This window comes from Vibrio sp. Isolate25 (genome assembly GCF_022398025.1).
In the GTDB taxonomy this organism is placed as follows: domain Bacteria; phylum Pseudomonadota; class Gammaproteobacteria; order Enterobacterales; family Vibrionaceae; genus Vibrio; species Vibrio coralliilyticus_A.
This window is the reverse complement of the sequence record NZ_JAKEUT010000005.1, coordinates 87,591-114,538: the sequence shown is the minus strand read 5'-3', so window position 1 is coordinate 114,538 and position 26,948 is coordinate 87,591. Positions and strand designations below refer to the sequence as shown.

20 protein-coding genes are annotated in these 26,948 nt (G+C 44.4%); 11 read left to right on the top strand and 9 right to left on the bottom strand.

Going from position 1 to position 26,948, the window contains the following annotated elements:
* Positions 1–622: 622 nt before the first annotated feature.
* From L1D15_RS12820 to nspC, 3 genes are all read left to right on the top strand, one after another.
* The gene (locus tag L1D15_RS12820; RefSeq protein ID WP_239875993.1) at positions 623–3,520 is read left to right on the top strand and encodes a pyridoxal phosphate-dependent class III aminotransferase; all 2,898 of its coding nucleotides are present in this window, start codon (positions 623–625) and stop codon (positions 3,518–3,520) included.
* Between the two features lie 18 nt (positions 3,521–3,538).
* On the top strand, positions 3,539–4,783 hold the full coding sequence (locus L1D15_RS12815; RefSeq protein WP_239875991.1) for a carboxynorspermidine synthase: 1,245 nt from the start codon (positions 3,539–3,541) through the stop codon (positions 4,781–4,783).
* A gap of 97 nt (positions 4,784–4,880) precedes the next feature.
* Entirely contained in the window at positions 4,881–6,014 is a 1,134-nt protein-coding gene (nspC, locus tag L1D15_RS12810; protein ID WP_239875989.1) for a carboxynorspermidine decarboxylase, read from the top strand.
* A 37-nt stretch (positions 6,015–6,051) separates the two neighbouring features.
* On the opposite strand, the gene L1D15_RS12805 is transcribed toward nspC, so the two are convergent.
* The gene (locus L1D15_RS12805; RefSeq protein WP_239837106.1) at positions 6,052–6,564 is read right to left on the bottom strand and encodes an ACT domain-containing protein; all 513 of its coding nucleotides are present in this window, start codon (positions 6,562–6,564) and stop codon (positions 6,052–6,054) included.
* Positions 6,565–6,750: 186 nt separating this feature from the next.
* The gene (locus L1D15_RS12800; RefSeq protein WP_239875987.1) at positions 6,751–7,647 is read right to left on the bottom strand and encodes a DUF3943 domain-containing protein; all 897 of its coding nucleotides are present in this window, start codon (positions 7,645–7,647) and stop codon (positions 6,751–6,753) included.
* 193 nt (positions 7,648–7,840) lie between these two features.
* Here L1D15_RS12800 and L1D15_RS12795 point away from each other — a divergent pair, with 193 nt between their 5' ends.
* Positions 7,841–9,082 carry a CinA family nicotinamide mononucleotide deamidase-related protein gene (locus L1D15_RS12795; protein WP_239837104.1) on the top strand — a complete coding sequence of 414 codons (1,242 nt, stop codon included), beginning with the start codon at positions 7,841–7,843 and terminating at the stop codon, positions 9,080–9,082.
* Between the two features lie 232 nt (positions 9,083–9,314).
* Entirely contained in the window at positions 9,315–9,566 is a 252-nt protein-coding gene (locus L1D15_RS12790) for a hypothetical protein (protein WP_045973853.1), read from the top strand.
* 52 nt (positions 9,567–9,618) lie between these two features.
* Here the strand turns inward: L1D15_RS12790 and yfaE are convergent, their stop codons facing one another.
* The 4 genes from yfaE to ubiG form a co-directional block, all read right to left on the bottom strand.
* Complete coding sequence (yfaE, locus tag L1D15_RS12785) at positions 9,619–9,897, bottom strand: class I ribonucleotide reductase maintenance protein YfaE (protein WP_239837103.1); 279 nt, start codon at positions 9,895–9,897, stop codon at positions 9,619–9,621.
* A complete protein-coding gene (gene nrdB, locus L1D15_RS12780) occupies positions 9,897–11,030 on the bottom strand; it encodes a class Ia ribonucleoside-diphosphate reductase subunit beta (RefSeq protein WP_239875985.1) in 1,134 nt (377 codons plus the stop codon). Before nrdB ends, yfaE begins: the two co-directional genes overlap by 1 nt.
* 81 nt (positions 11,031–11,111) lie before the next feature.
* Positions 11,112–13,394 carry a class 1a ribonucleoside-diphosphate reductase subunit alpha gene (gene nrdA, locus L1D15_RS12775; RefSeq protein ID WP_239866208.1) on the bottom strand — a complete coding sequence of 761 codons (2,283 nt, stop codon included), beginning with the start codon at positions 13,392–13,394 and terminating at the stop codon, positions 11,112–11,114.
* A gap of 467 nt (positions 13,395–13,861) precedes the next feature.
* On the bottom strand, positions 13,862–14,569 hold the full coding sequence (gene ubiG / locus L1D15_RS12770; RefSeq protein ID WP_239875984.1) for a bifunctional 2-polyprenyl-6-hydroxyphenol methylase/3-demethylubiquinol 3-O-methyltransferase UbiG: 708 nt from the start codon (positions 14,567–14,569) through the stop codon (positions 13,862–13,864).
* A gap of 287 nt (positions 14,570–14,856) precedes the next feature.
* On the opposite strand from ubiG, the gene gyrA reads away from it, so the two are divergent.
* The 4 genes from gyrA to L1D15_RS12750 all read left to right on the top strand — a co-directional run bounded on the left by gyrA (position 14,857) and on the right by L1D15_RS12750 (position 22,251).
* On the top strand, positions 14,857–17,487 hold the full coding sequence (gyrA, locus tag L1D15_RS12765; RefSeq protein WP_239875982.1) for a DNA topoisomerase (ATP-hydrolyzing) subunit A: 2,631 nt from the start codon (positions 14,857–14,859) through the stop codon (positions 17,485–17,487).
* A 308-nt stretch (positions 17,488–17,795) separates the two neighbouring features.
* Positions 17,796–19,679, top strand: a complete 1,884-nt coding sequence (locus L1D15_RS12760; RefSeq protein ID WP_239875981.1) for a methyl-accepting chemotaxis protein — start codon at positions 17,796–17,798, stop codon at positions 19,677–19,679.
* Positions 19,680–19,830: 151 nt separating this feature from the next.
* A complete protein-coding gene (locus tag L1D15_RS12755) occupies positions 19,831–21,372 on the top strand; it encodes a YjjI family glycine radical enzyme (RefSeq protein ID WP_239875979.1) in 1,542 nt (513 codons plus the stop codon).
* A gap of 9 nt (positions 21,373–21,381) precedes the next feature.
* Positions 21,382–22,251, top strand: coding sequence for a YjjW family glycine radical enzyme activase (locus tag L1D15_RS12750; RefSeq protein WP_239875977.1), 870 nt, complete (start codon positions 21,382–21,384; stop codon positions 22,249–22,251).
* On the opposite strand, the gene L1D15_RS12745 is transcribed toward L1D15_RS12750, so the two are convergent.
* Complete coding sequence (locus L1D15_RS12745; protein WP_239875974.1) at positions 22,248–23,159, bottom strand: LysR family transcriptional regulator; 912 nt, start codon at positions 23,157–23,159, stop codon at positions 22,248–22,250. The genes L1D15_RS12750 and L1D15_RS12745 overlap by 4 nt on opposite strands.
* Before the next feature lie 160 nt (positions 23,160–23,319).
* Between L1D15_RS12745 and L1D15_RS12740 the strand changes: the two genes are divergently transcribed.
* Entirely contained in the window at positions 23,320–23,787 is a 468-nt protein-coding gene (locus tag L1D15_RS12740; protein ID WP_239875972.1) for an EF-hand domain-containing protein, read from the top strand.
* Between the two features lie 68 nt (positions 23,788–23,855).
* Here L1D15_RS12740 and L1D15_RS12735 read toward each other — a convergent pair whose 3' ends face one another.
* Together L1D15_RS12735 and L1D15_RS12730 are read right to left on the bottom strand one after the other, a co-directional pair.
* Positions 23,856–24,959, bottom strand: coding sequence for a phosphoribosylaminoimidazolesuccinocarboxamide synthase (locus tag L1D15_RS12735; protein WP_239866222.1), 1,104 nt, complete (start codon positions 24,957–24,959; stop codon positions 23,856–23,858).
* A gap of 194 nt (positions 24,960–25,153) precedes the next feature.
* Positions 25,154–25,549: a hypothetical protein gene (locus tag L1D15_RS12730; RefSeq protein ID WP_239875971.1), complete on the bottom strand. Its 396-nt coding sequence runs from the start codon at positions 25,547–25,549 to the stop codon at positions 25,154–25,156.
* Positions 25,550–26,009: 460 nt separating this feature from the next.
* Here L1D15_RS12730 and L1D15_RS12725 point away from each other — a divergent pair, with 460 nt between their 5' ends.
* Positions 26,010–26,882 (top strand): DMT family transporter, encoded by an 873-nt coding sequence (locus tag L1D15_RS12725; RefSeq protein WP_239876101.1) that lies wholly within the window; start codon positions 26,010–26,012, stop codon positions 26,880–26,882.
* Positions 26,883–26,948 lie beyond the last annotated feature (66 nt).

Below are 26,948 nucleotides of genomic sequence, written 5' to 3'. Positions count from 1 at the left end.
GCACTATATGGCGAGCCTTCAAATTGCAAGCTTCACTTATTGTGATTAGTTGATGAACTAACATTCTTAATAGAAGATTGAAAAAGGGTTCGAGTTTTCAATGGTAGAGGTACTTCGTCAAGTATGCAGAATAGCGAAGGAAATGTACTTTAGTTTTACACAAGTTGGTATTTGATAAGTTCCAACTCAAAAAATGTTGCGAACTGTTTTCATTTTGTGATAACTTCGCGCGCAATCTCGGAGGTGAGTCGCAAAAAGACATTCTGGGGGATACGCGTAGTGAGCATTCAGGCTGAGTGAACACTCCGTAGGGTAGGTATCGGCAAGTCCTTTTGTCGATAGACGGGATACTGTTGTCGCTGTAGCGGCATGTTTATGGGAAACCCAACATTGAACTCACATAACAAACAACCATTAATCAGCTTAGTTCTTCCTAAATGCCCTGTTTTGCAAAACAGCAGCATTACTGAACCTTGATTTACCGATTGAACATGTAGTCCATCGAAATGATGGAGCGATTTCGTGTACGCGCTATTTGAGTTGCTAACACGAAATGGATAACTGTACCTGCTATTTGCATTTCACGTATGGCAGGAGAATTACATTTCAAAGGGATTAAATCATGAGCACAGCCTTTGAAGTCGATAATCCAGTGAACGACACTGTTATCGCAACACCATTTTCCACCCAGATTCCTGCTGTAGAAGGCGTTTATGATCTGACACCTGATCGGGTTTTACAAGATCAGGCCGAGCACGAATCAGCGGTACGTTCTTATCCTCGCCGCCTTCCTATTGCGATTAAGCAAGCTTATGGCGCACTGGTTGAAGACACTCGCGGTCAAGTATTTTTAGATTGTCTTGCCGGTGCGGGTACGTTGGCTCTGGGTTACAACCATCCAGAAATCAACCAGGCACTCAAAGATCAGCTCGACTCTGGTCTTCCTTATCAGACACTGGATATCGCAACAGAAGCCAAAACAAATTTCATACGCTCAGTGAAGAATTTTCTTCCTCAAGAGCTGAGCGAAAACTGCGTGATCCAATTTTGTGGTCCGTCAGGTGCGGATGCTGTGGAAGCTGCAATCAAACTGGCGAAGCAAACCACAGGCCGTAATACCATGTTTGCTTTCCGTGGTGCTTACCATGGCATGACAAATGGCACGATGGGAATGATGGGTAATCTAGGAACAAAAGCGCGTCGTACTGGCTTGATGTCAGATGTGCACTTTATGCCATTTCCCTACAGTCTGCGCTGCCCATTTGGTTTAGGTGGTGATGAAGGTGCAAGAGCCGGTATCCGTTACATTGAGCGTCTACTCAATGATGATGAAGCTGGAATCATGAAACCAGCCGCTATAGTTGTTGAGCCTGTGCAGGGCGAGGGCGGTGTTGTACCTGCGCCTGCGTTTTGGTTGAAAGAACTACGTCGTATCTGCGATGAGCACGGTATCTTACTGATCTTTGATGAGATTCAGTGTGGTGTAGGTAAATCAGGCTACAACTTTGCGTTTGAAGAAGCGGGCATAGTGCCAGACATTCTTTGCCTATCGAAAGCGATTGGTGGCGGTATGCCAATGTCGCTCCTGGTCATCAATAAGAAACATGATACTTGGCTGCCAGGTGAGCACACGGGCACATTCCGTGGTAATCAGTTGGCGATGGTCTCTGGGGCGAAAGCTCTGGAAATCATCGAGCGAGACAATCTTGTTGAGCACGCGAACGTTGCTGGTCAGTACTTGCGTTTAGGGCTTGAGTCGATTCAAAAACGAGTCAACTGTATTGCTGAAGTCCGTGGCAAGGGCTTAATGCTTGGTGTGGAAATCCGTAAACCCGGTACAGAGCGTAATAAATTTGGTGAGCCAGTCGCTGATGGTGAATTGACCTTGGCGATTCAGAGAGCAGCCCTTGAACGCGGGCTGATGGTTGAAAAAGGTGGACGTGACGGTTCGGTGATTCGATTCCTGCCACCATTGATCATCACCTTTGAGCAGATCGACTTTGCACTTCGAGTGCTGGAAGAGGCGATTCTGGTCGCTGGTGGAAGCCAAGTAGAGCCGCAAGACGCCAATCAGCAATGGAAACAGCATTTCATTCATACCGGTGAGTCTGGCAGTGATGAGTTCTGCAAAGTCATGAATCACACAACTGCGGCAATGAAACAAGTCTTTGAACAAGTCGATGCGCCTTATTCAGGTCTTGAACCAAAGCAGTTAGAACAAGCTATTAATGCAGTTGATCTGAATAACAAAAATGCCTGTCTAACCGATGTGATTAGTGATACCGCTGAGCTAGTGGCGAAGAATGCTATTTTCACCCAGCACCCAAACTGTATCGCTCATCTTCACACTCCGCCGCTAATGTCTGCCGTTGCAGCAGAAGCGATGATTGCGTCTCTTAACCAGTCAATGGATTCCTGGGATCAAGCTTCTTCTGCAACTTATGTCGAGCAGAAAGTGGTGGATTGGCTGTGTGAGAGATACGAGCTTGGCACACAGGCTGATGGCATATTTACCAGCGGTGGTACTCAAAGTAATCAAATGGGTTTAATGCTGGCTCGTGATTGGATTGCAGACAAGCTGTCAGGACACTCTATCCAGAAATTTGGATTGCCGGATTATGCCGACAAACTGCGTATCATCTGCTCGAAGAAGTCTCACTTCACGGTGCAAAAATCAGCGTCTTGGATGGGGCTGGGTGAGAAAGCGGTGCTAACCGTTGACGCTCATAGTAATGGCACGATGGATGTTGCTCAGCTTGATGAAGTGATTAGTGAGGCGAAGTCTCAAGGGTTGATTCCATTTGCCATCGTTGGGACGGCAGGAACCACTGACCATGGTGCTATTGATGACTTGAATGTGATTGCCGATGCAGCGCAAAAACACCAGATGTGGATGCATGTTGATGGTGCTTACGGTGGTGCACTGATTTTAAGCCGCCACAAAGAGCGCCTAGCGGGTATCGAGCGCGCAGATTCAGTCAGCGTCGACTTTCATAAGTTGTTCTACCAAACCATCAGTTGTGGAGCTTTGTTAGTTAAAGACAAACACAACTTTAAGTATCTGCTGCATCATGCGGATTACCTCAATCGTGAGCATGATGAGTTGCCTAACTTGGTGGATAAGTCGATTGCGACGACGAAGCGATTCGACGCATTGAAAGTCTTTATGACGATGCAGAATGTTGGCCCAGATACATTGGGTGCAATGTATGACCATCTTCTCGAACAAACTCAGCAAGTCGCGGAGCTCGTTCGTAGCAACGACAACTTAGAATTGCTGACTGAGCCATCATTGTCGACCGTGTTATTCCGCGTCGCGAATGCTCAGGTAGCAGATCTGGACGAGCTGAACAAAGTCGTAAGACTGGAAGCCTTGACTCGTGGCGTTGCGGTATTAGGTGAAACCATTGTTGATGGTAAAACCGCATTGAAATTTACGATTCTGAATCCGTGCCTGACGATGGCTGATTTTGAATCTTTACTAATTAAAATCAATAAGCTAGCCGCTGAGCTGGCGTAATTAAGGTAACGGAAAACTATGGCAATTCTACAGATTGGTGCAGGCGGCGTTGGCTGGGTAGTTGCACATAAAGCGGCGCAAAACAACGAAGTACTGGGTGACATCACTATTGCATCACGTACAGTGAGCAAGTGTGAAAAAATCATCGAATCTATTCAAAAGAAAAACAACCTGAAAGACCCATCGAAGAAGCTGGAAGCGCGTGCTGTTGATGCGGATGACGTTGATGCATTAGTTGCTCTTATTAAAGAAGTTCAACCTGACCTTGTCATTAACGCAGGCCCTCCTTGGGTTAACATGACGATCATGGAAGCCTGTTACCAAGCAAAAGTGAACTACCTAGATACCTCTGTTGCTGTTGACCTATGTTCTGAAGGCCAGCAAGTTCCTCAAGCTTACGATTGGCAGTGGGGCTACCGTGAGAAGTTCGCTGAAGCGGGCATCACAGGTATTTTGGGTGCTGGTTTCGATCCGGGCGTGGTTTCGGTATTTGCAGCTTACGCAGTGAAGCATCTGTTTGATGAAATCGACACCATTGACGTAATGGATGTAAATGCAGGTGATCACGGTAAGAAGTTCGCGACCAACTTCGACCCAGAAACCAACATGTTAGAAATCCAAGGGGACTCTTTCTACTGGGAAAATGAAGAGTGGAAACAAGTCCCGTGTCACTCACGTATGCTTGAATTCGATTTCCCGCTAGTGGGTAAGCACAAAGTGTACTCTATGGCGCACGATGAAGTTCGTTCTATGCAAGAGTTCATTCCAGCTAAACGTATCGAGTTCTGGATGGGCTTTGGTGAAAAATACCTGAACTACTTTAACTGCATGCGTGACATCGGGCTACTAAGCCCAGATCCGCTGACGCTTCACGATGGTACGGTTGTACAGCCCCTACATGTACTTAAAGCACTGCTGCCAGACCCAACTTCTCTTGCTCCGGGTTATACAGGTAAAACTTGTATCGGTACTTGGGTTCAGGGGACGAAAGATTGCAAGCAGCGTAGCGTATTTATCTACAATAACGCTGATCATGAAGTCGCGTACGAAGACGTTGAGCATCAAGCAATTTCTTACACCACAGGTGTACCAGCGATCACCGCTGCACTTCAGTTCTTCCGTGGTGAGTGGGCGGGTAAAGGTGTGTTCAATATGGAACAGCTCAATCCAGACCCATTCCTTGAGACTATGCCAAGCATTGGTCTTGATTGGCATGTTCAGGAACTAGAGCCGGGTCAACCTGTTATCCACAAACTAAAGTAAGCACTTATTGTTCTTAATTTGGATTTATAAGATTAAGCCGATGCACTAGTGTCGGCTTTGTTCGATTTTTACGGTATTAATTGGGTAAGAATATAAAATGCAAAAAAACGAACTGAAAACACCATACTTTATGATCAATGAAGATAAGTTGGTCGAAAATCTAGAAAAAGCCAAGCAACTCAAAGAAATCTCGGGTGTGAAGCTGGTATTGGCGTTGAAGTGTTTTTCTACATGGGGTGTTTTCGACATCATCAAGCCTTACTTGGATGGAACAACGAGTTCTGGCCCATTTGAGGTTAAACTGGGGCATGAAACTTTTGGTGGTGAAACTCACGCGTACAGTGTCGGATACAGTGAGGATGATGTACGTGATGTGGCTGATATTTGCGACAAAATGATTTTTAACTCACAAAATCAATTGGCTGCGTACCGTCACATTGTTGAAGGCAAGGCTTCGCTTGGTTTACGCCTTAATCCAGGTGTGAGTTATGCCGGGCAAGATTTAGCGAATCCAGCGCGTCAGTTTTCTCGTCTTGGTGTGCAAGCGGACCATATTGATCCAGAAGTCTTTGAAGATATTGACGGTGTGATGTTCCACATGAATTGTGAGAACAAAGACGTCGACGCGTTTATCGGTCTGCTTGGCTCCATCTCAGAGCAATTTGGTCAGTACTTGGATAAGCTTGACTGGGTGAGTATGGGCGGAGGTGTGTTTTTTACCTGGCCGGGCTACGACATCGAAAAACTTGGCTTAGCGCTTAAAGCCTTTTCTGAGAAGCACGGTGTTCAAATGTACCTTGAACCGGGTGAAGCTATCATCACCAAGACAACAGACTTGGTTGTGACCGTGGTGGATATCGTTGAGAACGTTAAAAAAACAGCGATTGTTGATTCTGCAACTGAAGCTCATCGCTTGGATACGCTAATTTACAATGAACCCGCTTCTATTCTAGAAGCTTCGGATAAAGGTGAGCATGGGTATGTGATTGGCTCTTGTTCATGTTTGGCGGGTGATCAGTTCTGTGAAGCTAGCTTTGATAAACCATTGGAAATAGGTCAGCGTCTTCATATCTTAGATAGTGCGGGCTATACAATGGTGAAGCTTAACTGGTTTAACGGCTTAAGAATGCCTTCTGTGTACTGTGAACGCTCAGGCGATGAAATTCAGAAGCTAAATGAATTCGATTATTCAGATTTCAAACGCTCGCTCTCACAGTGGAGTGTCGAATAACCTAAAAGAGCAGCCTAATCGCTGCTCTTTGTGTTTATTATGCTTCCACCATGACTCGAATATCTTCGCTTAAGGCTTCAAGCTCTTTAGCTACATCGTCTATCTGAACTTCGGTCGGTAACTTCAATGCGATATTCGCCGTGAACAAGCTAGAGCTAACGCCTCCACCACCCGCGATAAACACACGCTGGCAGTCCATATCTAGAATATTAATGCCTTGATTGTCCAGAACATGGGTGATCTCATTAACAATACCCGCTCGGTCATTGGAGTCTAAGCGGACCTGATAGATGGCATCGGCATTGTGCGTATTACTTTCAGAGTCGACTATCTGGACCAATAACTCATCGTTGCTGCGAAAGGCCGCTTTAACTGCATCCGCTGACTCCTCAGGGAGTTCCACTTTGATGACTGCAGCGACCTGATTCTCAATAAAGTTCACTTTACTGATTAACCATTTACCTCCATTCTCGTGAGTGACCGCCGCCAACTGCTTGATCGTGGCAGGGGTTGCTTTACCAACAAAGTTGACGATAAATGTGCAATTCATAATGTGCCTCCTGAATGCAAGCATTTCTTTTTATAGAACTAAATTGAGTGTAGGAGTCGCAGAAAAGTTAGGTTTGATTTAGGTCAAACTTTAGCCTTGTCTCCTAGGTTATGGGGATAATGTTGTGCAGCAGGCATAAAAAAGCGGCAACTGAGTGCCGCTTTTTCAATGACTGTTGAGTTCAGGTTAAAAGCTGATTTTCATTTCTACGCCATAGAAGACGCTGTCGTAGCTGGCACCAGCATCCATTGCAAATTTCGCGGCATCCTGATTACCAAACCAAGGTTTACTATTATATTGAAATTCAGCGCTGCCGCCCCAAGCATTGCTTACCCAGCCGTGGATGTGCCCAACAGGGTTAAGGAAGAACAAGGTTACGTCACCCATGGTTTGAGAGCCCCAAACTTCACCGCCAGTCGCGACGATGTCTTGTTCTGCCTCAAACATCATCTCACCAACAACGGCACCAAAGAAGGGCGTTATGAAGAGATCTTGCCATGATGGGACTTCAGCAAAAGCCTCAACACCATATTCCCAGAAGAAGGTCGACAGAGTGGCAGAGTATAAAAAAGATTCGAATTCATTGAACCCAGCGTGACGGGCTGCTGTATAGTAAACACCACCAAAATAAGGATGCATGACATAGTTTAAGAAATGGTCATCTCGGTCCCAAACCGGTCCTGAGGTTACATTATCTTTCCATTTTGTACCTAAACCACTCAAATCACGATCTTCTTCATCCCATTTTGTTATGGATTCCGGCAGTAGTGTCATCAAGCCAACTGTCGCAACACTAAGACCTAAAATGGTGTAAGTTTGGCCTTTGAGGTAATCCCAATCTTTCTCACTTTGTACAGTGAGATATCTAGGGAGTTCTGGCTCTTCAAGTTTTAATTCACTTTCTGTTAAACCTAAGGCATAACTATTGCTAGGCTTATAGGAGTAAGAGTTGCTGAAAAGACTGTAGTTTTCGGTGTTATCTACGGTATAAGAGAACTCAATATGTTGAGGAGAATCGTAGATATTGGCATTGGCGCAAGCAGAAGCCAACAACATCAAAGCGGTGATGTGTTTTTTGTACACGGATAAACTCCACAGTCTATATCTTATTATGATCAGGCTCACAATTATCCATTAAAGCAAGAGGAATGGAAACCGGAAATTGTCTTAATTAAGAAACTTAGTTTCTTAATTACACTCAAACAATGAAAACATGCAGTTTGATTGTCTTTGTTTGTGACACAAAACCAAAGGCTTCCTGAAAGGAAAAATAATTATGTTGAAAATAGCGATGTTAAGTACCGGTGAAGAAGTCCTTCACGGCGATATCGTTGATACTAATGCGGCTTGGTTGTCAGAAAAATTCTTTCAACAAGGCTTTTCCCTATCGAAACGCTCAACGGTTGGTGATAGCCAGTCAGCGCTGGTTGAAGAGCTGATGATGTTGAGCTTTAACTGTGATGTTGTCATTGTAAATGGTGGATTAGGCCCAACCACGGATGATCTTAGTGCAGAAGCAGCAGCGCAAGCCTCGGATAAGGAGTTAGAGCTTTATCCTGAATGGCTAGAGAAGTTGGAGCAGTTTTTTAGTGCTCGCGGTGTTGCAATGCCAGAAAGTAATCGTAAGCAAGCTATGTTGCCACAAGGGTCGGTAATTCTGGATAATCCAATCGGTACTGCTTGCGGTTTCTTGTTGAACTTTAACGATTGTGATTTTTACTTTACTCCTGGCGTACCAAGCGAATTTAAGTTGATGACAGAGTCCCAGATTTTGCCACACCTGAAACAGAAGTATGCTGATGTTACTGGTTATGAATGTAGCAAACTTCATACTTTTGGGACCTCAGAGTCCGCGTTGTCAGATAAACTTGATAAAGTGCAGCTACCCGAAGGTTATTTCTTAGGTTACCGTTCCTATCTGCCTTATATTGAAGTCAAATTATTTGGCCCTAAAGGTGATTTAGATAACCGCGTTAAGTTACTTCAGCTGGTTTTCAACTTGATAGAAAGTAACGTGGTGAGCGTTGATGAATCAATGCAAGAGAATGTCGGCCATTTGATTCTCGAGAAAAAGCTGTCGATTTCGACTGCGGAGCAATCGACTCACGGTAGTTTGTCGCAATGGCTTCACTCAAACGAAGAAGCGGCTAATTACTGCGGCCATGGGTGGGTACTCGGTAATAAAGTGGATGTCGGGAACAGTGATAACGACGAACTTGCTGCTGCGTTTGCACTTGCAGGTGCGACCAAAGATAAATGTGCGACCGATATAGCCATCGCTACAGGTAAAGTAACAGAAAGAACTTTTTCAGTGGCTATGTCGGCAAGAGAAGGGGAGTGGGGGCAGACACTCACCTTTAACCGAACGTTTTCTAGAACTGACCAAACGACCATTATCACGACAGTCGCAGCGGACATGTTGAGACGCTATCTCTCAGGAAAAACCATGTTTCCGAATTACAGTTCACTGACCAGGGAAAAAGAAATGTATGTCCCTCAAAGTGTTATTGCTGGCTAGAACAAGCTTAAAAAACTGTCAAACTCCTACCGAGCAGCATGCAGTAATAAGTGAATGAATATGTTTCTTATTACTCGCATGCTTTCATAAATATTTCTTAGAAGAAAATCATCTATCACTTAAATTGATGATTTTAAATAGATGCCAACTTTGTCGCTTATTTGCAACGTGCATTTGCTTCAATTGTGCTTAAAATGATAGTTCGTTGCGGGTTTTGCTCAGGGAGGTAAGCATGTTCCATCATTCAAAAATAATGGTTTGGTATCAGGTGGCGAGTCAGAAAGTTGTTTTAGGAGAGGCACTTAGCGATGATAATCAGGACGTTATTTCTATGTGGCTCCATGCTCCGGAAGAAAAAAATCAAGAAAATTCATTAGGCTACCGCCTGTCTTTATTCGATGATGACGGACGAGAGATTGCCGACAAAGCAGTGTCCATGTTGACCGCCGATGAGTTCTTATCCGGTATTCAGATTCGTGCCTAAATAATAAAACAAAACCCGGCATAACAGGCCGGGCTTTTTATAATTTGCATAGTTATGCGCGTTTTTCTTTTAACGCATAATTTACGCTTTCAATTTCAATGTCGGATTTAGCCTTGCAAATACAAGGTAATATCTCATCACTTTGCGTATATGCCATTGCAAAACCAACGTATTCCACTGCACCTTTGACTAGCTTGCAGCGGCAAGCGCCACAATGCCCGTCTCGGCAGTTGTATTCAGGTTCAATTCCTGCCTTTTCCATTGTTTCGAGAATGGTGTTAGAAGGATTAGATTGAATCGCAGTGATCCCATTGATTTTTATGTTGGGCATTACAGCTCGAAATCTTTAAAGTCGTCTGCGCGCACATCACTATCAATCTGACCGACTAGGTAAGAGGAGATCTCTGCTTCTTGTGGAGCAACCTGTACGTTATCGGAAGATAACCACGCATTAATCCATGGGATAGGGTTGGAGGTCGCTTCTGGATATGCGGCATCTAGGCCTACTGCTTGCATACGGATATTGGTGATGTACTCAACGTACTGACAAAGAATGTCCTTGTTTAGACCAATCATAGAGCCATCTTTGAAAAGGTACTCTGCCCATTCCTTCTCTTGCTCTGCGGCTGCTTTAAATAGATCAAAACATTCCTGCTTACATTCTTCAGCAATTTGCATGAAGGAAAAATCATCCTGACCGTTACGCAGCAAGTTAATCATGTGCTGTGTACCCGTTAGGTGAAGGGCTTCATCGCGAGCAATTAGCTTAATGATCTTCGCGTTACCTTCCATTAGCTCACGCTCAGCAAAGGCAAATGAACAAGCAAAGCTTACGTAGAAACGAATCGCTTCTAATGCGTTGACGGACATCAGACATACGTAAAGCTTTTTCTTCAGCTCATGAAGTGACACCTTCACTTCCTCACCATTGATGTTATGCGTCCCCTCACCGTAGCGATGGTAGTCATTCGTCATTTGGATCAGGTCGTCATAGTATTGCGAAATGTCTTCAGCACGCTTTAGGATGTGCTCGTTTTCGACGATATCATCAAATACTAAGCCTGGGTCGTTTACGATATTACGTATGATGTGTGTGTAAGAACGCGAGTGGATTGTTTCAGAGAACGACCAAGTTTCGATCCACGTCTCTACTTCAGGTAGTGAGACTAATGGAAGTAGCGCGACGTTTGGACTACGGCCTTGGATAGAATCCAGAAGAGTTTGGTACTTCAAGTTTGAGATGAAGATATGCTTCTCATGCTCTGGAAGTTTGTTGTAGTCGATGCGATCGCTTGATACGTCAACTTCTTCTGGGCGCCAGAAGAAAGACAGCTGCTTCTCGATCAGCTTTTCGAAGATTTCGAATTTTTGCTGGTCATAACGAGCTACGTTTACGGATTGACCTAAGAACATTGGTTCTTTTAGCTGGTCATTTTTGTTTCGGTTAAAAGTACTGTAAGCCATGATGCCTCAATTCCTTTTAAGCCCCTCTCAGAGGGGCAAATAATCTGTTAAGCCTTGCTAATCCAATCGTTGGATTAGTGATTAGATCTTACAACCGCCGCCTGCACAATCGTCATCTTGTGGTTGTACTGCGTCTTTTTGGTCATCACTCGCGCCATCACGAGTGTTATGGTAGTAAAGTGTCTTCACACCATATTTATACGCAGTCAAAAGATCTTGTAGCAGTTTCTTCATTGGCACTTTGCCACTTTCAAAACGGCTAGGGTCATAGTTAGTGTTAGCTGAAATTGCCTGATCGACAAACTTCTGCATGATACCAACCAGATGTAGATAACCATCGTTAGAACCAATGTTCCAAAGAAGCTCGTAGTTATCTTTGTATTCAGTGAATTCAGGCACAACCTGTTTCAAAATACCGTCTTTCGATGCTTTAACTGACACGTAGCCGCGTGGTGGCTCGATGCCGTTTGTTGCGTTCGAGATCTGAGAAGACGTTTCAGAAGGCATCAAAGCAGTCAGTGTTGAGTTACGTAGACCATGAGTCATGATCTCTTCTCGCAAACCGTCCCAATCGTAATGAAGAGGTTCATCACAAACTAGGTCAACATCTTTTTTATACGTATCAATTGGAAGCAGGCCTTTCGCGTAGTTGGTCTCGTGGAAAGAAGGGCATTTACCTTGTTCTTTCGCCAGAGCAACAGATGCTTTGAGCAGGTAGTATTGCATCGCTTCAAAAGTACGGTGTGTTAGGCCGTTTGCACTGCCGTCAGAGTACTTCACGCCATTCTTAGCTAGGTAGTAAGCGTAGTTAATCACACCTACACCCAGAGTTCGGCGGTTCATCGTTGATTTGTATGCCGCTGGAAGTGGGTAGTCTTGATAATCCAGCAGAGCATCAAGTGCTCGAACAACCAACTCAGACAGCTCTTCGAAATCATCAAGAGACTTGATGGCCCCCAAGTTGAACGCTGAAAGCGTACATAGAGCAATTTCACCAGAGTCATCTTCTACGTTAGTCAGTGGCTTGGTTGGAAGAGCAATTTCCAAACATAGATTCGACTGACGAACAGGCGCCACCTCTGAATCAAATGGGCTGTGCGTGTTACAGTGGTCTACGTTTTGAATGTAGATACGACCAGTTGAAGCGCGCTCTTGCATCAAGATAGAGAACATCTCGATAGCTTTAACGGTTTCTTTCTTGATTGACGGATCGTTTTCGTACTTAACGTACAGACGTTCAAACTCGTCTTGATTCTCAAAGAACGCATCGTATAGGCCCGGCACGTCTGACGGAGAGAATAGGGTAATATTTCCGCCTTCAACCAAACGCTGATACATCAGGCGGTTTAGCTGAACACCGTAATCCATATGACGAACACGGTTCTCTTCTACACCACGGTTATTCTTAAGCACCATCAATGCCTGAGATTCACCATGCCATAGAGGGTAGAATACGGTTGCTGCGCCACCACGAACACCACCTTGAGAACAACATTTTACTGCTGTTTGGAAGTACTTGTAGAAAGGGATACAGCCTGTATGGAAAGCTTCACCGTTACGGATCTCTGAGCCTAGCGCACGAATACGACCAGCGTTGATACCAATACCTGCACGTTGTGAAACGTAGCGCACAATAGAGCTTGCTGTAGCATTGATGGAATCTAGGCTGTCTCCACACTCAATCAAGACACACGAACTGAATTGGCGGGTCGGAGTACGCACACCAGACATGATCGGTGTCGGTAGGGAAATCTTGAACGTTGACGTTGCATCATAGAAACGCTTGATGTAATCAAGACGAGTTTCTTTTGGATACTTAGCAAACAGACAGGCAGCTACAAGGATATACAGGAACTGAGCGCTTTCGTAGATTTCGCCTGATACACGGTTCTGGACGAAGTACTTACCTTCCAGCTGTTTCACCGCAGCGTATGAGAAGTCTAGGTCACGTTTATGATCTATGTACGCATCGAGTTCATCCAGCTCAGCTTTTGTATAGTCTTCCAAAATGTGCTGATCGTATTTGCCTTTATCGACGAGCTTCGCCACATGGTCATAAAGCGTTGGTGGCTCGTACTGGCCGTATGCTTTTTTACGCAGGTGGAAAACGGCCAGTCGAGCCGCTAGATATTGGTAGTCTGGCGTTTCTTCAGAGATCAAATCGGCCGCTGATTTGATGATAGTCTCATGGATATCTGTTGTTGTGATTCCATCGTAGAACTGAATGTGAGCGCGAAGTTCCACTTGAGAGACAGACACATTATCTAGACCTTCCGCAGCCCAAGTAATGACTCTGTGGATCTTTTCTAGATCAATATTTTCTTTGCGGCCGTCACGTTTGGTAACGGTTAGTTGTTGGTTCATTCTGCTTAATTTCCCTAACAAAACTGATAAAAGCCGTGTTTTCGTGTAATTCTTGTAAAAATTGTTCCGGCTTTGTGATCAAAGTCTATCTATATATTGTAGTCCAAACACAACATATAGGGGTGCATTGCTGTGCGAGTTACAAGATAGTGCTATCTATGGTGCTTTTCAAGTTACAGATCTTGGATGACTTGTGGATAACTAACAAAATTGAAAATTTCAGTAAGTGGATACTAACCGATGGGATTAGAGTCTAATTGATTGTATAAAATTACCGTTTTAGGATCGGTTTATAAGTAACCACAAACAAAAAAAAATTCCTTGATCTTTCAGTCATTCTGAGCGTGATTTTGAGTCTGTATATTTTGGAATCAGAGCCCCAAAAATGGGCGAAAAACAACAAAAAAAGCGGGGTATATATACCACCGCTTTCTATAGGTTAGTCACATGAATAGTATGTCTAAATATTAAAACTTTTGCGTATGAACGATATAGTTGACGTCAACTTTGTTACCGAGTTTATAGGTGTCCGTGATGGGATTATAGTGTAATCCAGTAATTCCCATTTCGGTTAGGTCGGTATGGTCAATCATTTTTATCAACTCCGCTGGGCGGATAAACTTCTCATGATCGTGGGTACCTTCTGGAACAATACGCAATAGCTTTTCTGCGCCAACGATAGCGAATAGGTACGATTTAAAATTGCGATTCAATGTTGAGAAAAAGACATGGCCGCCGGGTTTAACCAAAGCTGCACATGCGCTGATGACTGACTGAGGGTTTGGAACGTGCTCCAGCATTTCCATACAAGTCACGACATCATATTTTTCTGGGTGTGCATCAGCGTGATCTTCAATTGTACTCTGAATATAAGTCAGCTCAGTACCGGTTTCCAGTGCATGCAATCGAGCCACCTCTAGCGGCTCTTTACCCATATCAAGTCCAGTCACTGTTGCGCCTTCTTTCGCCATACTCTCAGCAAGAATACCTCCACCACAGCCAACATCGAGGACGGTTTTGCCAAATAAACCATCGGCATTATCCAGAACGTAATTGAGACGTAGCGGGTTAATTTGATGGAGTGGCTTGAATTCTCCCTCCAAATCCCACCATCGAGAGGCCATTTCTTCAAACTTCTTAATTTCGTTTGGATCGACATTTTGTGACTGGGTCATAACTACTCTACTTAGCAACCGGCTTCCTTGAAACTGGAAGGCATTATAACTCCTAACTCTCAACACTCCATAGACAGGATCACTTTTCTCTTGAGGTGGTGAAAATATAACCATTAATCAGCAAGATAAAACTAGAGTGTGCAATTTCTCAGCATTTGATTCACAACCAAGCTCACAACCTGATAAAAGGAGAGGGAAAGTAATGCCGAACTGTTGATTTGTGTGTTATATTTTTGCACCTTAAACGTATTGTACATACGATCTATAAATAGAGGGATATTGGCTCTATGAGCGATCTAGCTAAAGAGATCACGCCCGTAAACATTGAAGATGAGCTTCGTGGTTCGTACCTTGACTATGCGATGTCCGTTATCGTTGGTCGTGCTCTTCCTGATGTGCGTGATGGCCTAAAGCCTGTACACCGCCGCGTTTTGTTCGCGATGAATGTGCTAGGTAATGACTGGAATAAACCATACAAAAAATCTGCCCGTGTTGTTGGCGACGTAATCGGTAAATATCACCCGCACGGTGATAGCGCTGTGTACGATACTATCGTACGTATGGCTCAGCCGTTCTCATTACGTTATATGCTTGTTGATGGCCAAGGTAACTTTGGTTCCATTGATGGTGACTCAGCGGCGGCAATGCGTTATACCGAAGTTCGCATGGCGAAGATCGCCCATGAGCTTCTGGCTGACCTAGATAAAGAAACCGTTGATTATGTACCTAACTATGACGGTACAGAGCAAATCCCTGCGGTTCTTCCGACAAAAATTCCTAACCTGCTGGTTAACGGTGCTTCTGGTATCGCAGTAGGTATGGCAACCAACATTCCTCCTCACAATTTAACTGAGGTGATTGATGGTTGCCTTGCATACATCAATAATGAAGATATCACTATTGATGAGCTTATGGACTACATTCCGGGTCCTGACTTCCCGACAGCGGCGCTTATCAGTGGCCGTAAAGGTATCGTAGACGCGTACAAGACTGGTCGCGGTAAAATTTACATGCGATCTAAAGCGGAAGTTGAAGCAGACAAGAATGGCAAAGAGACCATTATTGTTACCGAGATTCCATATCAAGTGAACAAAGCTCGTTTGATTGAGAAGATCGCAGAGCTTGTAAAAGATAAGAAAGTTGAAGGCATCAGCGCACTACGTGACGAGTCTGATAAAGACGGTATGCGAATTGTTATCGAGTGTAAGCGTGATGCGGTAGGTGAAGTGGTTTTAAACAACCTATACGCTAACACTCAATTACAAACGACTTTCGGCATCAACATGGTTGCACTGAACAATGGTCAGCCGCAGCTATTCAATCTGAAAGACATGTTGAAGTGCTTCGTTGATCACCGCCGTGAAGTGGTGACTCGTCGTACTATCTATGAATTGCGTAAAGCACGTGAGCGTGCACACATCCTTGAAGGTCTTGCTTTAGCACTGGCCAACATTGATGAGATCATTGACCTTATCCGTAAAGCGCCAACACCGGCAGAAGCGAAGGCTGGCCTTGTTGCTCGTGGATGGGATTTGGGTAATGTTGCAGCAATGCTTGAACGAGCAGGTACCGATGCAGCTCGCCCTGAATGGCTAGAAGACCAATATGGTATTCGTGATGGTCAGTACTTCTTAACTGAGCAGCAAGCGCAAGCAATTCTTGACCTACGTCTACACAAATTGACCGGTCTTGAGCACGAGAAGATTCTTGATGAGTACAAAGCTCTACTAGATGAAATTGCAGAGCTAATGCACATTCTTGCAAGCACTGAGCGTTTGATGGAAGTCATCCGTGAAGAGCTAGAAACCGTTCGTGACAGTTTTGGTGATGCACGCCGTACTGAAATTACAGCAGCAAGCCATGACATTGACATGGAAGAGCTGATTGCGCGCGAAGATGTGGTTGTGACCCTTTCGAACGCAGGTTACGTTAAGTACCAAATCCTAAGCGATTATGAGGCTCAGCGTCGTGGTGGTAAAGGTAAGAGTGCAACTAAGATGAAAGACGAAGATTATATCGAACGTCTTCTCGTCGCGAATACTCACGACAACATCTTATGTTTCTCGACTCGCGGTAAAACTTACCGTCTGAAAGTCTACCAATTACCGTTAGCAAGTCGTACTGCGCGTGGTAAGCCAATCGTCAATATTCTTCCTCTTGAAGAAGGCGAACGTATTACCGCGATTCTACCTGTTTCAGAATTTAGCCCAGAGAAGTTCATCTTCATGGCCACCGGTGATGGAACGGTTAAGAAGACGTCTTTAGATCAGTTTGCGAACGTACGTTCTAATGGTCTGATTGCGGTCAACCTACGTGAAGATGATTCACTCATTGGTGTTGATATCACCAACGGTGATAGTGACATCATGTTGTTCTCTCAAGCAGGTAAAGTCGTTCGCTTTAGCGAAGACAAAGTCCGTGCTATGGGTCGTACCGCTGCCGGTGTTCGTGGTATGAAGCTTGCCGAAGATGATCAGGTGGTTTCACTGATTGTTCCTTCGAACGAAGGTGATATTCTGACTGTGACACAAAACGGTTACGGTAAACGTACAGAACTTGCGGAATACCCAACGAAAGGCCGCGCGACTCAAGGCGTTGTGTCCATCAAAGTATCTGAGCGTAATGGTCCTGTAGTCGGAGCGGTACAAGTAGAAGAAGGCGATGAGATGATGATGATCACCGACGCTGGTACTCTGGTTCGTACACGTGTTGCGGAAGTGAGCCAAGTAGGTCGTAATACGCAAGGTGTCACTCTTATCCGAACTGCCGAAGACGAGAACGTTGTAGGTCTGCAGCGTATAGATGAAGTTGAAGAAGTGGACTTACCAGAAGGTGAGGAAATGGAAGGTCAGGAAGGGGAAACGGCTCAAGCTGCACCAGAATCAACCTCAGAAACGGATACAGACGAACAAGAATAATCGTTGATATTATCTTCAAAGCCGGGCCGTGACCCGGCTTTTTTATATCCAGAGTTTTAGTTAAGTAACCAATAGTAAAGGTGAAATGGGCCTCTCATTATTTAAAATATACAGCCAAACTTAGAGAGCAAGTAGGCTGTTTATAAATTATTGATAACACCATTAGTGACAAAGGTATGACGCCAAAAAAATAGCGTTAATACAGTCAGTTACAGCTAAATAATATTTCAATAATATTACGTGCATGAATGATAAATAGTCTATAAAATTCGCAGTCTCTGTCTGTTCCACAAATATTATTAACTATTATGAAACTGTCACTGAAACAAAAACTCATCGGTGCCAGCTTATTAGCCGTTGTGCTAATGGCGAGTGCACTTACTTGGCTTTCTGCCGACCAACTTTTTCAACAAACTCGTAACGGCGTTAATGCCCGAGCAGAGAGTCTAGCGACTGCTGCTTCGGAAGGAATTTCTGACTGGATTGCCATTCGTAAAGATATTGCCAAAGCGTTCAATGATTACAGCCAAGAGCAAGAGGTTGTGCCTTTTCTTCAACAAGCTCGTAAAGCGGGCGGATTTGACGATATTTTCCTAGGTACGCCACAAGGTGAGATGTTCCGCTCTCACCCTGAGCGTAACCGTGCCGACTACGATCCGCGAGTTCGCCCTTGGTATAAAGATGCGAATGCAGCTGGTCGCCAGATCATAACTACAGCGTATCAAGATGCGATTACCAATGCACTCTTAGTCACCATTGCCGAGCCCGTTCGTCGTAATGGCCAATTGGTGGGTGTTGTTGGTGCGGATGTATTGATTGACCAGCTGATCGACGACGTTATCAACTTAGATGCCGGTGAAAATGCCTATGCGATGTTGATTGACACGCAAAACGGTACATTCCTCGCGCACCCGAACAAAGATCTTTCCCTAAAGCCGGTGAATACGCTATCTAAAAAGCTAACCATGAATGCTATCGAGCAAGCGGCGAATTCTGGTGTAATGGAAATCATTGAACGTAAAGGGCAAGAAAAGTTCTACTTCTTCAAAAAGGTTCCGGGCACACAGTGGATTTTTGCTATTGAAATGGACCGTCAAACAGAAGAAGCAGCGCACACCGCATTACTGAAAAACTTACTGCTGACGGCAACGATTATCACAATCGTTGTTATCGCTGTTGTGTCTTGGCTAGTGAGTTTCTTGTTCCGCGATCTTGGACGTGTCTCTCAAGCACTTGAAGAAATTGCCTCTGGTGAAGGGGATCTCACACAGCGCCTTGAGCCACGCAGCGATGATGAAGTCGGCCAGCTAGCGACGAACTTCAACACCTTTGTTGGCAATATGCATGTCATGGTCTCTAAGCTAAGTCATGTATCAGCGTCACTGTCTGAACAAGCTAAGCAGACGGCAGAGCACGCCGAAGAGCGCAGCGCACGTATTCGTCTCCAGCAAGATGAAATTAACATGGTTGCGACTGCGATTAATGAAATGGCCGCTGCAACCCAAGAAATCGCAGGCAATGCAGACAATACCGCACAAAACTCAACGGAGGCGGTGACGGCGTGTGTTCATGGTGGCAAGCAGGTTGTGCAGACTCAGTCTTCAATTCAGAATCTGGCACAAGAAGTTCAAGTTGCAACGGATGTGATCCAAGAGTTGGAAACTCACGGTAACAGCATCAGTACGATTCTTTCGACCATCCAAGATATCGCTGAGCAAACGAACCTGCTTGCTCTGAATGCGGCGATTGAGGCGGCGCGTGCTGGTGAACAAGGTCGTGGTTTCGCAGTCGTTGCTGATGAAGTTCGAGTTCTAAGCCAGCGCACACATGCCTCGACGCAAGAAATTCAACAGATGATTGAAACACTCCAAAGTACCACTGGCAAAGCGGTAAGCATTATGGGTGATAGCCGCCAGCTTGCAGACACCAGTGTGACTGACGCGGATTCAGCAGCGGTCAGCTTAACTCAAATTCAATCAGCGGTTGAGCAAATCAGCGATATGGCCACACAGATTGCGTCTGCAGCAGAAGAGCAAGCATCGGTAACGTCTGAAATTACACGTAACACAGTGGGTATCCGAGACGTATCAAATGAGCTTGCGGATGAAGCTCATGATGCTGCAGCTCAAGCCGCTCAGCTTTCAGAGCTTTCGTACGAGCTTGAACAAGAAATTGGTCGATTTAAGCTTTAAGTGCCTAATTAAAAAACAAAAGACTCGGTTGCTACTGAGTCTTTTTTTATTTGCTTTGATTTCCAAAATGGAAAAGAAGGTTGAAAGATATTTCAATTGTCGACATGGAGAGTAGACGTTTAAAATCCTTAAAAACAATAAGGAATAGACAATGTCTGAAGCTCTCAACTCTTTCCAACAACGTGTACAAGAAATTGTCACTGATGCCAAATTAAACCCTAAACAGAAGAATCAATTCTTAGCCATAGAAGCAGAGGCAAGCCTCCCTTATATGCCTGTCTCAGAGCCTGTTCGTCTTGCAATGGAAGAAGGCATTTTATGCGACATGTTTGAAGGTCACGCACCATTTAAACCACGCTATGTCTTGCCTGATTATGCCAAGTTTCTTCAGCAAGGCTCTGAGTATTTAGAGCTTGAACCTGCGAGTGATTTTGACGATGCAATCAACTTGCTGACCATCATTTATCATCATGTGCCGTCAGTGACCAATATCCCGGTATATCTAGGCCAGCTTGATGATGTACTGTTACCTTACGTGGGTGAATTAAGTGAGCAGGCGATTTATCAGAAGCTCAAACGATTTTGGATCATGCTAGACCGAACTCTGCCTGATGCTTTTATGCACGTTAATATTGGCCCCTCGGATAATATTATTTGTCGGACGATCTTGAAGATAGACGCTGAGCTCAAGCAAATTGCACCAAATCTGACCTTTATGTATGACCCGAACGTGACACCGGATGATTTGTTACGTCAGGCAACGAGTAACATTTGTGAATGCAGTAAACCTCATATTGCTAACTACCCAATGCACGCAAGCAGCTACGGCGAGAAGCGATTTGGTATTGTGAGTTGCTACAATTCTCTGCCTTTGGCTGGTGGGTCGAACACTCTAGTCAGAATGAACCTTAAGCTGTTGGCGAACCTAGCATCAGACACTGAAGACTTTCTCAATCAACTGTTGCCTTATTACAGTGAATTAATGGTCGAGTTGATGGACTCACGAAGTTCACATTTGCATGAGAAATCGAATTTCTTTAAAGGTTTCTTAACCAAAGAAGGTTTGATTGACGAAGCGCGCTTTGCGCCAATGTTTGGTATCTACGGCATGGCTGAAGCGGTGAATCTTCTTATGGAGAAGTCGGGAGAAAAGGGTTGCTATGGGCACGATTTAGAAGCGAACCAGCTAGGCCATCTAATTTCTGAGAAACTGGCTGAGATCGTGCAAGGCTCAGAGGTGAAATACGGCCTTGAAGGCAAGGCGCTTCTACATGCTCAAGGGGGAATAAGCCTTGATGAAGGAGTGACTCCGGGAGTTCGCATTCCATACGGCACCGAGCCAGACCCTGTCGCTTATGTGCAAGCGACCGCAAAGCACCATCAGCATTACATCTCTGGTATAAGTGACATCCTGACAATAGACGAAACGGTGAAATCAAACCCAGAAGCCATGTTTAATCTGTGCAAGGGAGCATTGAATCTAGGGTTTAGGGAATTTACGGCTAATGTTGCTTCGAATGATTTGGTGCGAGTTACTGGCTATATGATCAAACTGTCAGATATAGAGAAGTTCTCAGATCAGGGGTCGCGCAAGAATACGACTTTCCTTGGCGCAGAAGCCGCCAACAATACTGGGATCCTAGATCGGGCTCCACGAGTAGTGAGTATGGAAAGTCAGCCTGTTTACAAATAGGGTAAGCATATGAGCGAAAGGCAGGCCATCGTTAGCCGTATCCTCAAGTTCTCGTGCGTGGATGGGCCAGGTAACCGACTGGTCCTTTTCCTACAGGGGTGCAATTTTAACTGCATTAACTGCCATAATCCCCATACGATTAATTATTGTAATCACTGTGGGGATTGTGTTGAAGGGTGTCCGGAAAATGCTCTGTCGTTCGACACGACCCAGAAAGTTGTATGGGATGAGAGTAAATGTACGCATTGCGATCAGTGCATTGATGTGTGCACACATCGTTCTAGCCCTAAAGTAAGTCACTACTCGGTATCAGAAATCATTGAGCTGATAAATGAGCAAAAATGGTTTATCAGTGGCATCACGATCTCGGGTGGTGAAGCAACAATGCAGTTACCTTTCATCATAGAATTATTCAAATGCATCAAAGCCGATTCGGAACTTAGCCATCTAACGTGCTTTATAGACAGTAATGGGTACTTAAGTCAGTCGGGCTGGGATCGAGTGCTTCCTTATCTTGATGGCGCAATGATTGACTTGAAGTCATGGCAGGAAGAGACACATCACTGGTTGGTTGGCCGTGATAATCACAAGGTGGTTCAATCAATACGTTATTTGGCTGAGAAGCAGAAATTGCACGAGCTTCGCTTACTCCATATCCCGAACCGAAGCGATCTGGACAAAGAAGTCACAGAAGTCGCACGTCTTATTAATACGCTGCCTGATAGCGTTAATGTGCGGCTTAATGCGTTTCAGCATCATGGAGTAATGGGTAAAGCGTTAGAGTGGCCGAAATGCACTGAATCGCAAATGTTGCAGTTTCATGATGCTTTACGGCCACTGATTCACCAAAACATTCAGCTACCTAGCGTGTATGTCTAAATAGGTTTAATCAGTTGAGAATGCAGCCATTTTAGGGCCGGGTCATTCGAGCTGGCTTGATTCCAGACCAAGCTATAAGCCACTTTCCCATAGGAAAACGGCAGAGGCTTTTGGATCAGAGACTGTGCCTGCAATGATTTCTCAGCCCACATTTTTGAACAGGTAAGTAAGAACTCAGTCTGATGGCAGATGACTGCAGCAGAACCAAAATCAGCGACGGAGATGGCGATGTTTCTCGACGAGTATTGCTGAGTAAGGTTTTGTTCAAAGTACGGCGTAGAGAGGTCTTTATCTAAAATACCAATGTGCTGGTAAGCGAGATATTCTTCAGTGTTTAGCGATTGGTTAGCCAGAGGATGCTGTGGACTCATCAGGCAGACCATTTCATCGTCTTGAATCTGTTCCCAGACAAGCTCTCGGCTTCTCGTTGGTGGTTGGCTGATATCGTGAGGTAAAATCATAAAATCAACTTGTCCACGCAGCAGGGCATCAAAGCTAAGTTGCTCCTTGGCGAAAATCTGGATGTTAGCTGACGTTAACTGAGCGTTGATCTCAGTAATTCTCCCAGAAAATAGCTCGAAGGTGCTCTCACGCATCGAAAGCGCTATTGTTCCAATAAAATTCTCAGGCTCGAATTCACCTTGGTGGAGGATCCCGTTCATACAAGCAAGAATTTTATGTACGTCTGTGGCAATAGATAATGCAAACGGTGTGGGAACTAACGAAGTTTTCTCTCGATAAAACAGTTCATCCTTAAGCTGTGTTCGCAGTTGACTGAGCGTTTTACTTACGCTGGAAGGGGTTACACATAAAATTTGAGCGGTACCACTGACACTGTGTGTGCTCAATAATACTTGCAATACCGTCAGGTGCTTTAAGCTAATTCGAGAAAGGGCAAGGTAATCCATGAAAAGGCCAAATAAACAAGATGGAGTAGTTATACCTTTGATGGCCCCAATTAGATACGAGCCTGATCAAAACTTCTTCTTGAACTTACATCTCTAATTCGAAGTTTCAATCGCTGAGCTAAACTATTAGATGAGAAGAGTGAGATACAAGGAGCCAATCATGCAGCATTCTTTGAGCATAATATTAGCGGCTTTGCTATTTTTATCCCCCTCTGTCTTGGCGCAGGAAGATGAGCAAAGTGAAGGAAATAATGCAACGAAGTCTCCCCCTGAGTTATCAGCGATGGATACCGATGGAGATGGTCAAGTTTCTAAAGAAGAATTCGATCAATTTCGTAAGTCGGAGGACTCTGAAGGTGATGAGGAATCTGAGAACGAAAGTGGCTTGAGTGCCTTTGCATCGTTTGACAAAAACAAGGATGGCTTTGTTTCAGAAGATGAGCTGGCTGCCCATGCGAAGTACTCAAACCCCGGTAATGGTACAGGTGACTTAAAAAATAAACCAGATGACGCTGACTCTGAAGCTCGAGGTAATAGTGGTAATGGCAAAGGAAACAGCGGTGGTAAAGGCAATAGTGGCGGAAATAAAGGCGGAAGTGACAAAGGAGGTAAAGGTAAAGATAAATAAGTGCCAGGTTAAATCGTAACTCAAACCGTTGAGAAATACGCCCAAGCTTATGTTTGGGCGTATTCCATTTAGTCGATCAACCCGTATTCTTCACTCAGTACCTTGATGATTTCTTGTTTGGGGTTATCGCCCATTCTGACTGGTTTTCCTGTGATTTTTTCTGCAATCCCGGTATAAGTCGTGGAAATATCCATAAGAGCTTCTAGTGGAAGCTCATTATCGCGAGCTAATGCTTCACGTTCATCCATACGCTCTTTGTTAAGGAGAATGTCAGGGTCAGGAAAATGATTAAGCAAAAACTGACGGAAACCTTCTTTTGAGTTTTCAACGATCCTTCCAGCATCATACTCGCGTTCGTCCCAAATGCGTGAAGAATCTGGTGTGCCTACTTCATCCATATAGATGAGCTTTTCATTTCCAGCCGCATCATGTACGTAGCCAAATTCAAATTTAGTGTCGACGAAGATTTGCTCTATTTCGGCTAGAGCATTACTAATTACCACAAAACCTTCACGGAGTAGCTTTTCATATTGGGCAATATCATCCGCTTTAGAAAAATTGAATGCAGCGAAGTTATCAACAATGTCTTGGCGAGTGATATTGACGTCATCTGCTTCAGGAACGCCGGGAATACCTTTTAAGATCCCCTTGGTAGACGGGGTCATTAGCAATTGAGGGAGGGCCTTGTCTTTTTCGAGTCCTTCTGGTAACTCAATACCACAGAACTCGCGTTCACCTTTCTCATAAGCGCGCCACATTGAGCCAGTGATGTACTGTCGGCAAATGGCCTCAATCATGATAGGTTTGGCTTTTTGCACAATCCACACTAAGGGGTGAGGAATATCTAAGATATGACTGTCAGCTAGGCCATTCTCTTTGAAGAGTTTAAACCAGTGATTGGAGATCGCGTTGAGTGCAGCGCCTTTACCGGGAACACCTTTCAGTCCCCCCTGTCCGTGCCAGATGCAGTCGAATGCAGAAATACGATCGCTGATGACCATGATGGCGAGCGGCGCATCTTCAGCAACATCGTAGCCTTTTTCTTTGATTAGGCGTTTACTGTCTTCCTCTGTTAACCAGTATACAGAGCGTACTTTGCCACTGTGAACTGGCTTGTTGGTACGAATGGGAAGATCATCATTAACAGCAAGAACTTGATCAGCAAGACTCATTTAGACATTCCTATCTTTGTCAAAAATGGGGGATTGCGCGTGAGAGGCAATCAATTTGCAAGGCATGATACCAGAACTAGATGAACCTTCCAGAGAAAAAGCAAACGTTTGCTTTTAAATCTTATCGGAAACTTAAAAATAGCGTAAAACAAAAAGCCTCTCAATGAAGAGAGGCAGAAGGCAGTGCAATGTAATTAGTGAAATCGAGAGAGTTTACTTGCAACAAAGAAGACTTCGCAGCGGTGCTGAACAGCTAAATCGCGGAGCATAGATTGTTCTACGGGTTCAATGTTATCTGATGCGACAACAGCGCTAGCGTTACCGGATTTGATTGCTTTCATTACGATCTCAAATTCGGATTGGGTCTGTGAAGGCTTCATCTGAATGATTTTTTTACAGCTGACATTGTATGAAGAAAACTGATCATAGTCTGGTCGAGGACACTCAGCGGTGAACAGTATCCATTGCTTCTGGTTAGACAGCCCTGCTAAACGGCTGAGTGTCGAGTCTGCAATGTTCATTGGCTGAGTAGGTTGAGCCAAAACATTGAATTTAGAAACTGAGCGATTTGTTCTGTGTATCTGAAACATAGTTACTGTCCTTACATACATGCTGTATATGTATACAGTAGTTTGATTGAGTGAACTGATCAAGCAATATTTGCTGTGTTTTTGTACGTTAACAACGTTGTTCTTTTGATTGAATTGTTTTATATCTCTGTTTTATAAGAGTAATTTTTGTTTTTGGTCTGGTGGCCAGATGCAAGGGAAGGATGAGAAAGTGTGATCTGAAACATCATTTTCTATACAGTGTTATACAGTATTTTTCTAAATGTCAGGCCGTCTGCTTGCGGTGCTGCAATGGTGAAAATACACGTTAATTCTGCCTAACATTAGTCTCATAGACGGTTCTGATAGGTATTATGAATAGTTTAAAGATGCATGTTATTGACTGCAAAAATGTAATAAGACTTTTCTTGGTAATTGTTGAATAAATCTGAGACTATCGGAAATTCATGAATTAACAGAATAATAATTAAGAGAATTTATGTTGAACTCAGAAAGCAAAGCTGCTTGGATTCTTGTTGTTACCACTGCACTGGCCGGGTTGGGCTGGATTTTTTCGAAAGAAACGATTCAGGGGCTACCACCATTTGGCTTTGTCGGCTTACGCTTTTTGGTTGCTTCTGTATGTTTACTCCCGTTCTGTTTTAAATCATTCAAACAACTTAATCTCAGACTACTTGCTCAAGCAATGGGTGGTGGCTGTATTCTTGCCTTGGCTCTTTTGGCTTGGGTACACGCTATTGCCGTTAGTGAAACCCTTGGGGAAGGCGCATTTATCGTTAGTCTATCTATGATCATTGTGCCTATTGTTGCTTGGGCTTTGTATAAAGAACGCCCAAAGCGTGCTTTTTGGATTGCGATGCCGATTGCGGTATCAGGCTTGGCATTCTTGTCACTCAAAGGGGAATGGAATAGTTCCGCTGGGCAATTGTGGTTTTTGGCTAATGCGTGCTTGCTCGCGCTACATTTCAATGTAAATAGTCGCTTAGCGCAAAGTATGCCAGTGCTGATGCTGACTTGTCTCCAACTCTTTACCACTGGAGTTATTGCTTTGGTTGCTTCGGCAATATTTGAAACTGTTCCTATTAGTGTTAATTCGAGTATTTGGGCATGGTTTGCGGCTAGCGCTATTTTGGCGACGAGTCTGCGTTACGTGATGCAGACGCTGGGTCAAAAGCACAGTAATCCGGGCAATGCCGCATTGATCATGTTACTTGAGCCTATATGGACTGTTATCTTGAGTATCCTTTGGTATGGTGAGCAGCTATCTTCTAATAAGTTATTAGGGTGCAGTCTTATTTTGCTTGCTCTGCTCTTCTATCGGACAGACGGTCGTCTTTTCAGACTAAAACGCTAATCCGTATAACTCAGTAACTGGTCCGACTTCACACCTATAAGCGCTCACTCTGTTTATTCTTAGGCT

Coding starts and splice junctions, on each gene's coding strand:
- L1D15_RS12790 (WP_045973853.1), top strand. CDS start 9,315: ATGTTCCATCATTCAAAAATAATGGTTTGGTATCAGGTGGCGAGTCAG.
- nrdB (WP_239875985.1), bottom strand. CDS start 11,030: ATGGCTTACAGTACTTTTAACCGAAACAAAAATGACCAGCTAAAAGAA.
- L1D15_RS12730 (WP_239875971.1), bottom strand. CDS start 25,549: ATGTTTCAGATACACAGAACAAATCGCTCAGTTTCTAAATTCAATGTT.
- L1D15_RS12740 (WP_239875972.1), top strand. CDS start 23,320: ATGCAGCATTCTTTGAGCATAATATTAGCGGCTTTGCTATTTTTATCC.
- L1D15_RS12820 (WP_239875993.1), top strand. CDS start 623: ATGAGCACAGCCTTTGAAGTCGATAATCCAGTGAACGACACTGTTATC.
- L1D15_RS12760 (WP_239875981.1), top strand. CDS start 17,796: ATGAAACTGTCACTGAAACAAAAACTCATCGGTGCCAGCTTATTAGCC.
- L1D15_RS12750 (WP_239875977.1), top strand. CDS start 21,382: ATGAGCGAAAGGCAGGCCATCGTTAGCCGTATCCTCAAGTTCTCGTGC.
- yfaE (WP_239837103.1), bottom strand. CDS start 9,897: ATGCCCAACATAAAAATCAATGGGATCACTGCGATTCAATCTAATCCT.
- L1D15_RS12795 (WP_239837104.1), top strand. CDS start 7,841: ATGTTGAAAATAGCGATGTTAAGTACCGGTGAAGAAGTCCTTCACGGC.
- L1D15_RS12755 (WP_239875979.1), top strand. CDS start 19,831: ATGTCTGAAGCTCTCAACTCTTTCCAACAACGTGTACAAGAAATTGTC.
- L1D15_RS12805 (WP_239837106.1), bottom strand. CDS start 6,564: ATGAATTGCACATTTATCGTCAACTTTGTTGGTAAAGCAACCCCTGCC.
- gyrA (WP_239875982.1), top strand. CDS start 14,857: ATGAGCGATCTAGCTAAAGAGATCACGCCCGTAAACATTGAAGATGAG.
- ubiG (WP_239875984.1), bottom strand. CDS start 14,569: ATGACCCAGTCACAAAATGTCGATCCAAACGAAATTAAGAAGTTTGAA.
- L1D15_RS12735 (WP_239866222.1), bottom strand. CDS start 24,959: ATGAGTCTTGCTGATCAAGTTCTTGCTGTTAATGATGATCTTCCCATT.
- L1D15_RS12745 (WP_239875974.1), bottom strand. CDS start 23,159: ATGGATTACCTTGCCCTTTCTCGAATTAGCTTAAAGCACCTGACGGTA.
- nrdA (WP_239866208.1), bottom strand. CDS start 13,394: ATGAACCAACAACTAACCGTTACCAAACGTGACGGCCGCAAAGAAAAT.
- L1D15_RS12815 (WP_239875991.1), top strand. CDS start 3,539: ATGGCAATTCTACAGATTGGTGCAGGCGGCGTTGGCTGGGTAGTTGCA.
- nspC (WP_239875989.1), top strand. CDS start 4,881: ATGCAAAAAAACGAACTGAAAACACCATACTTTATGATCAATGAAGAT.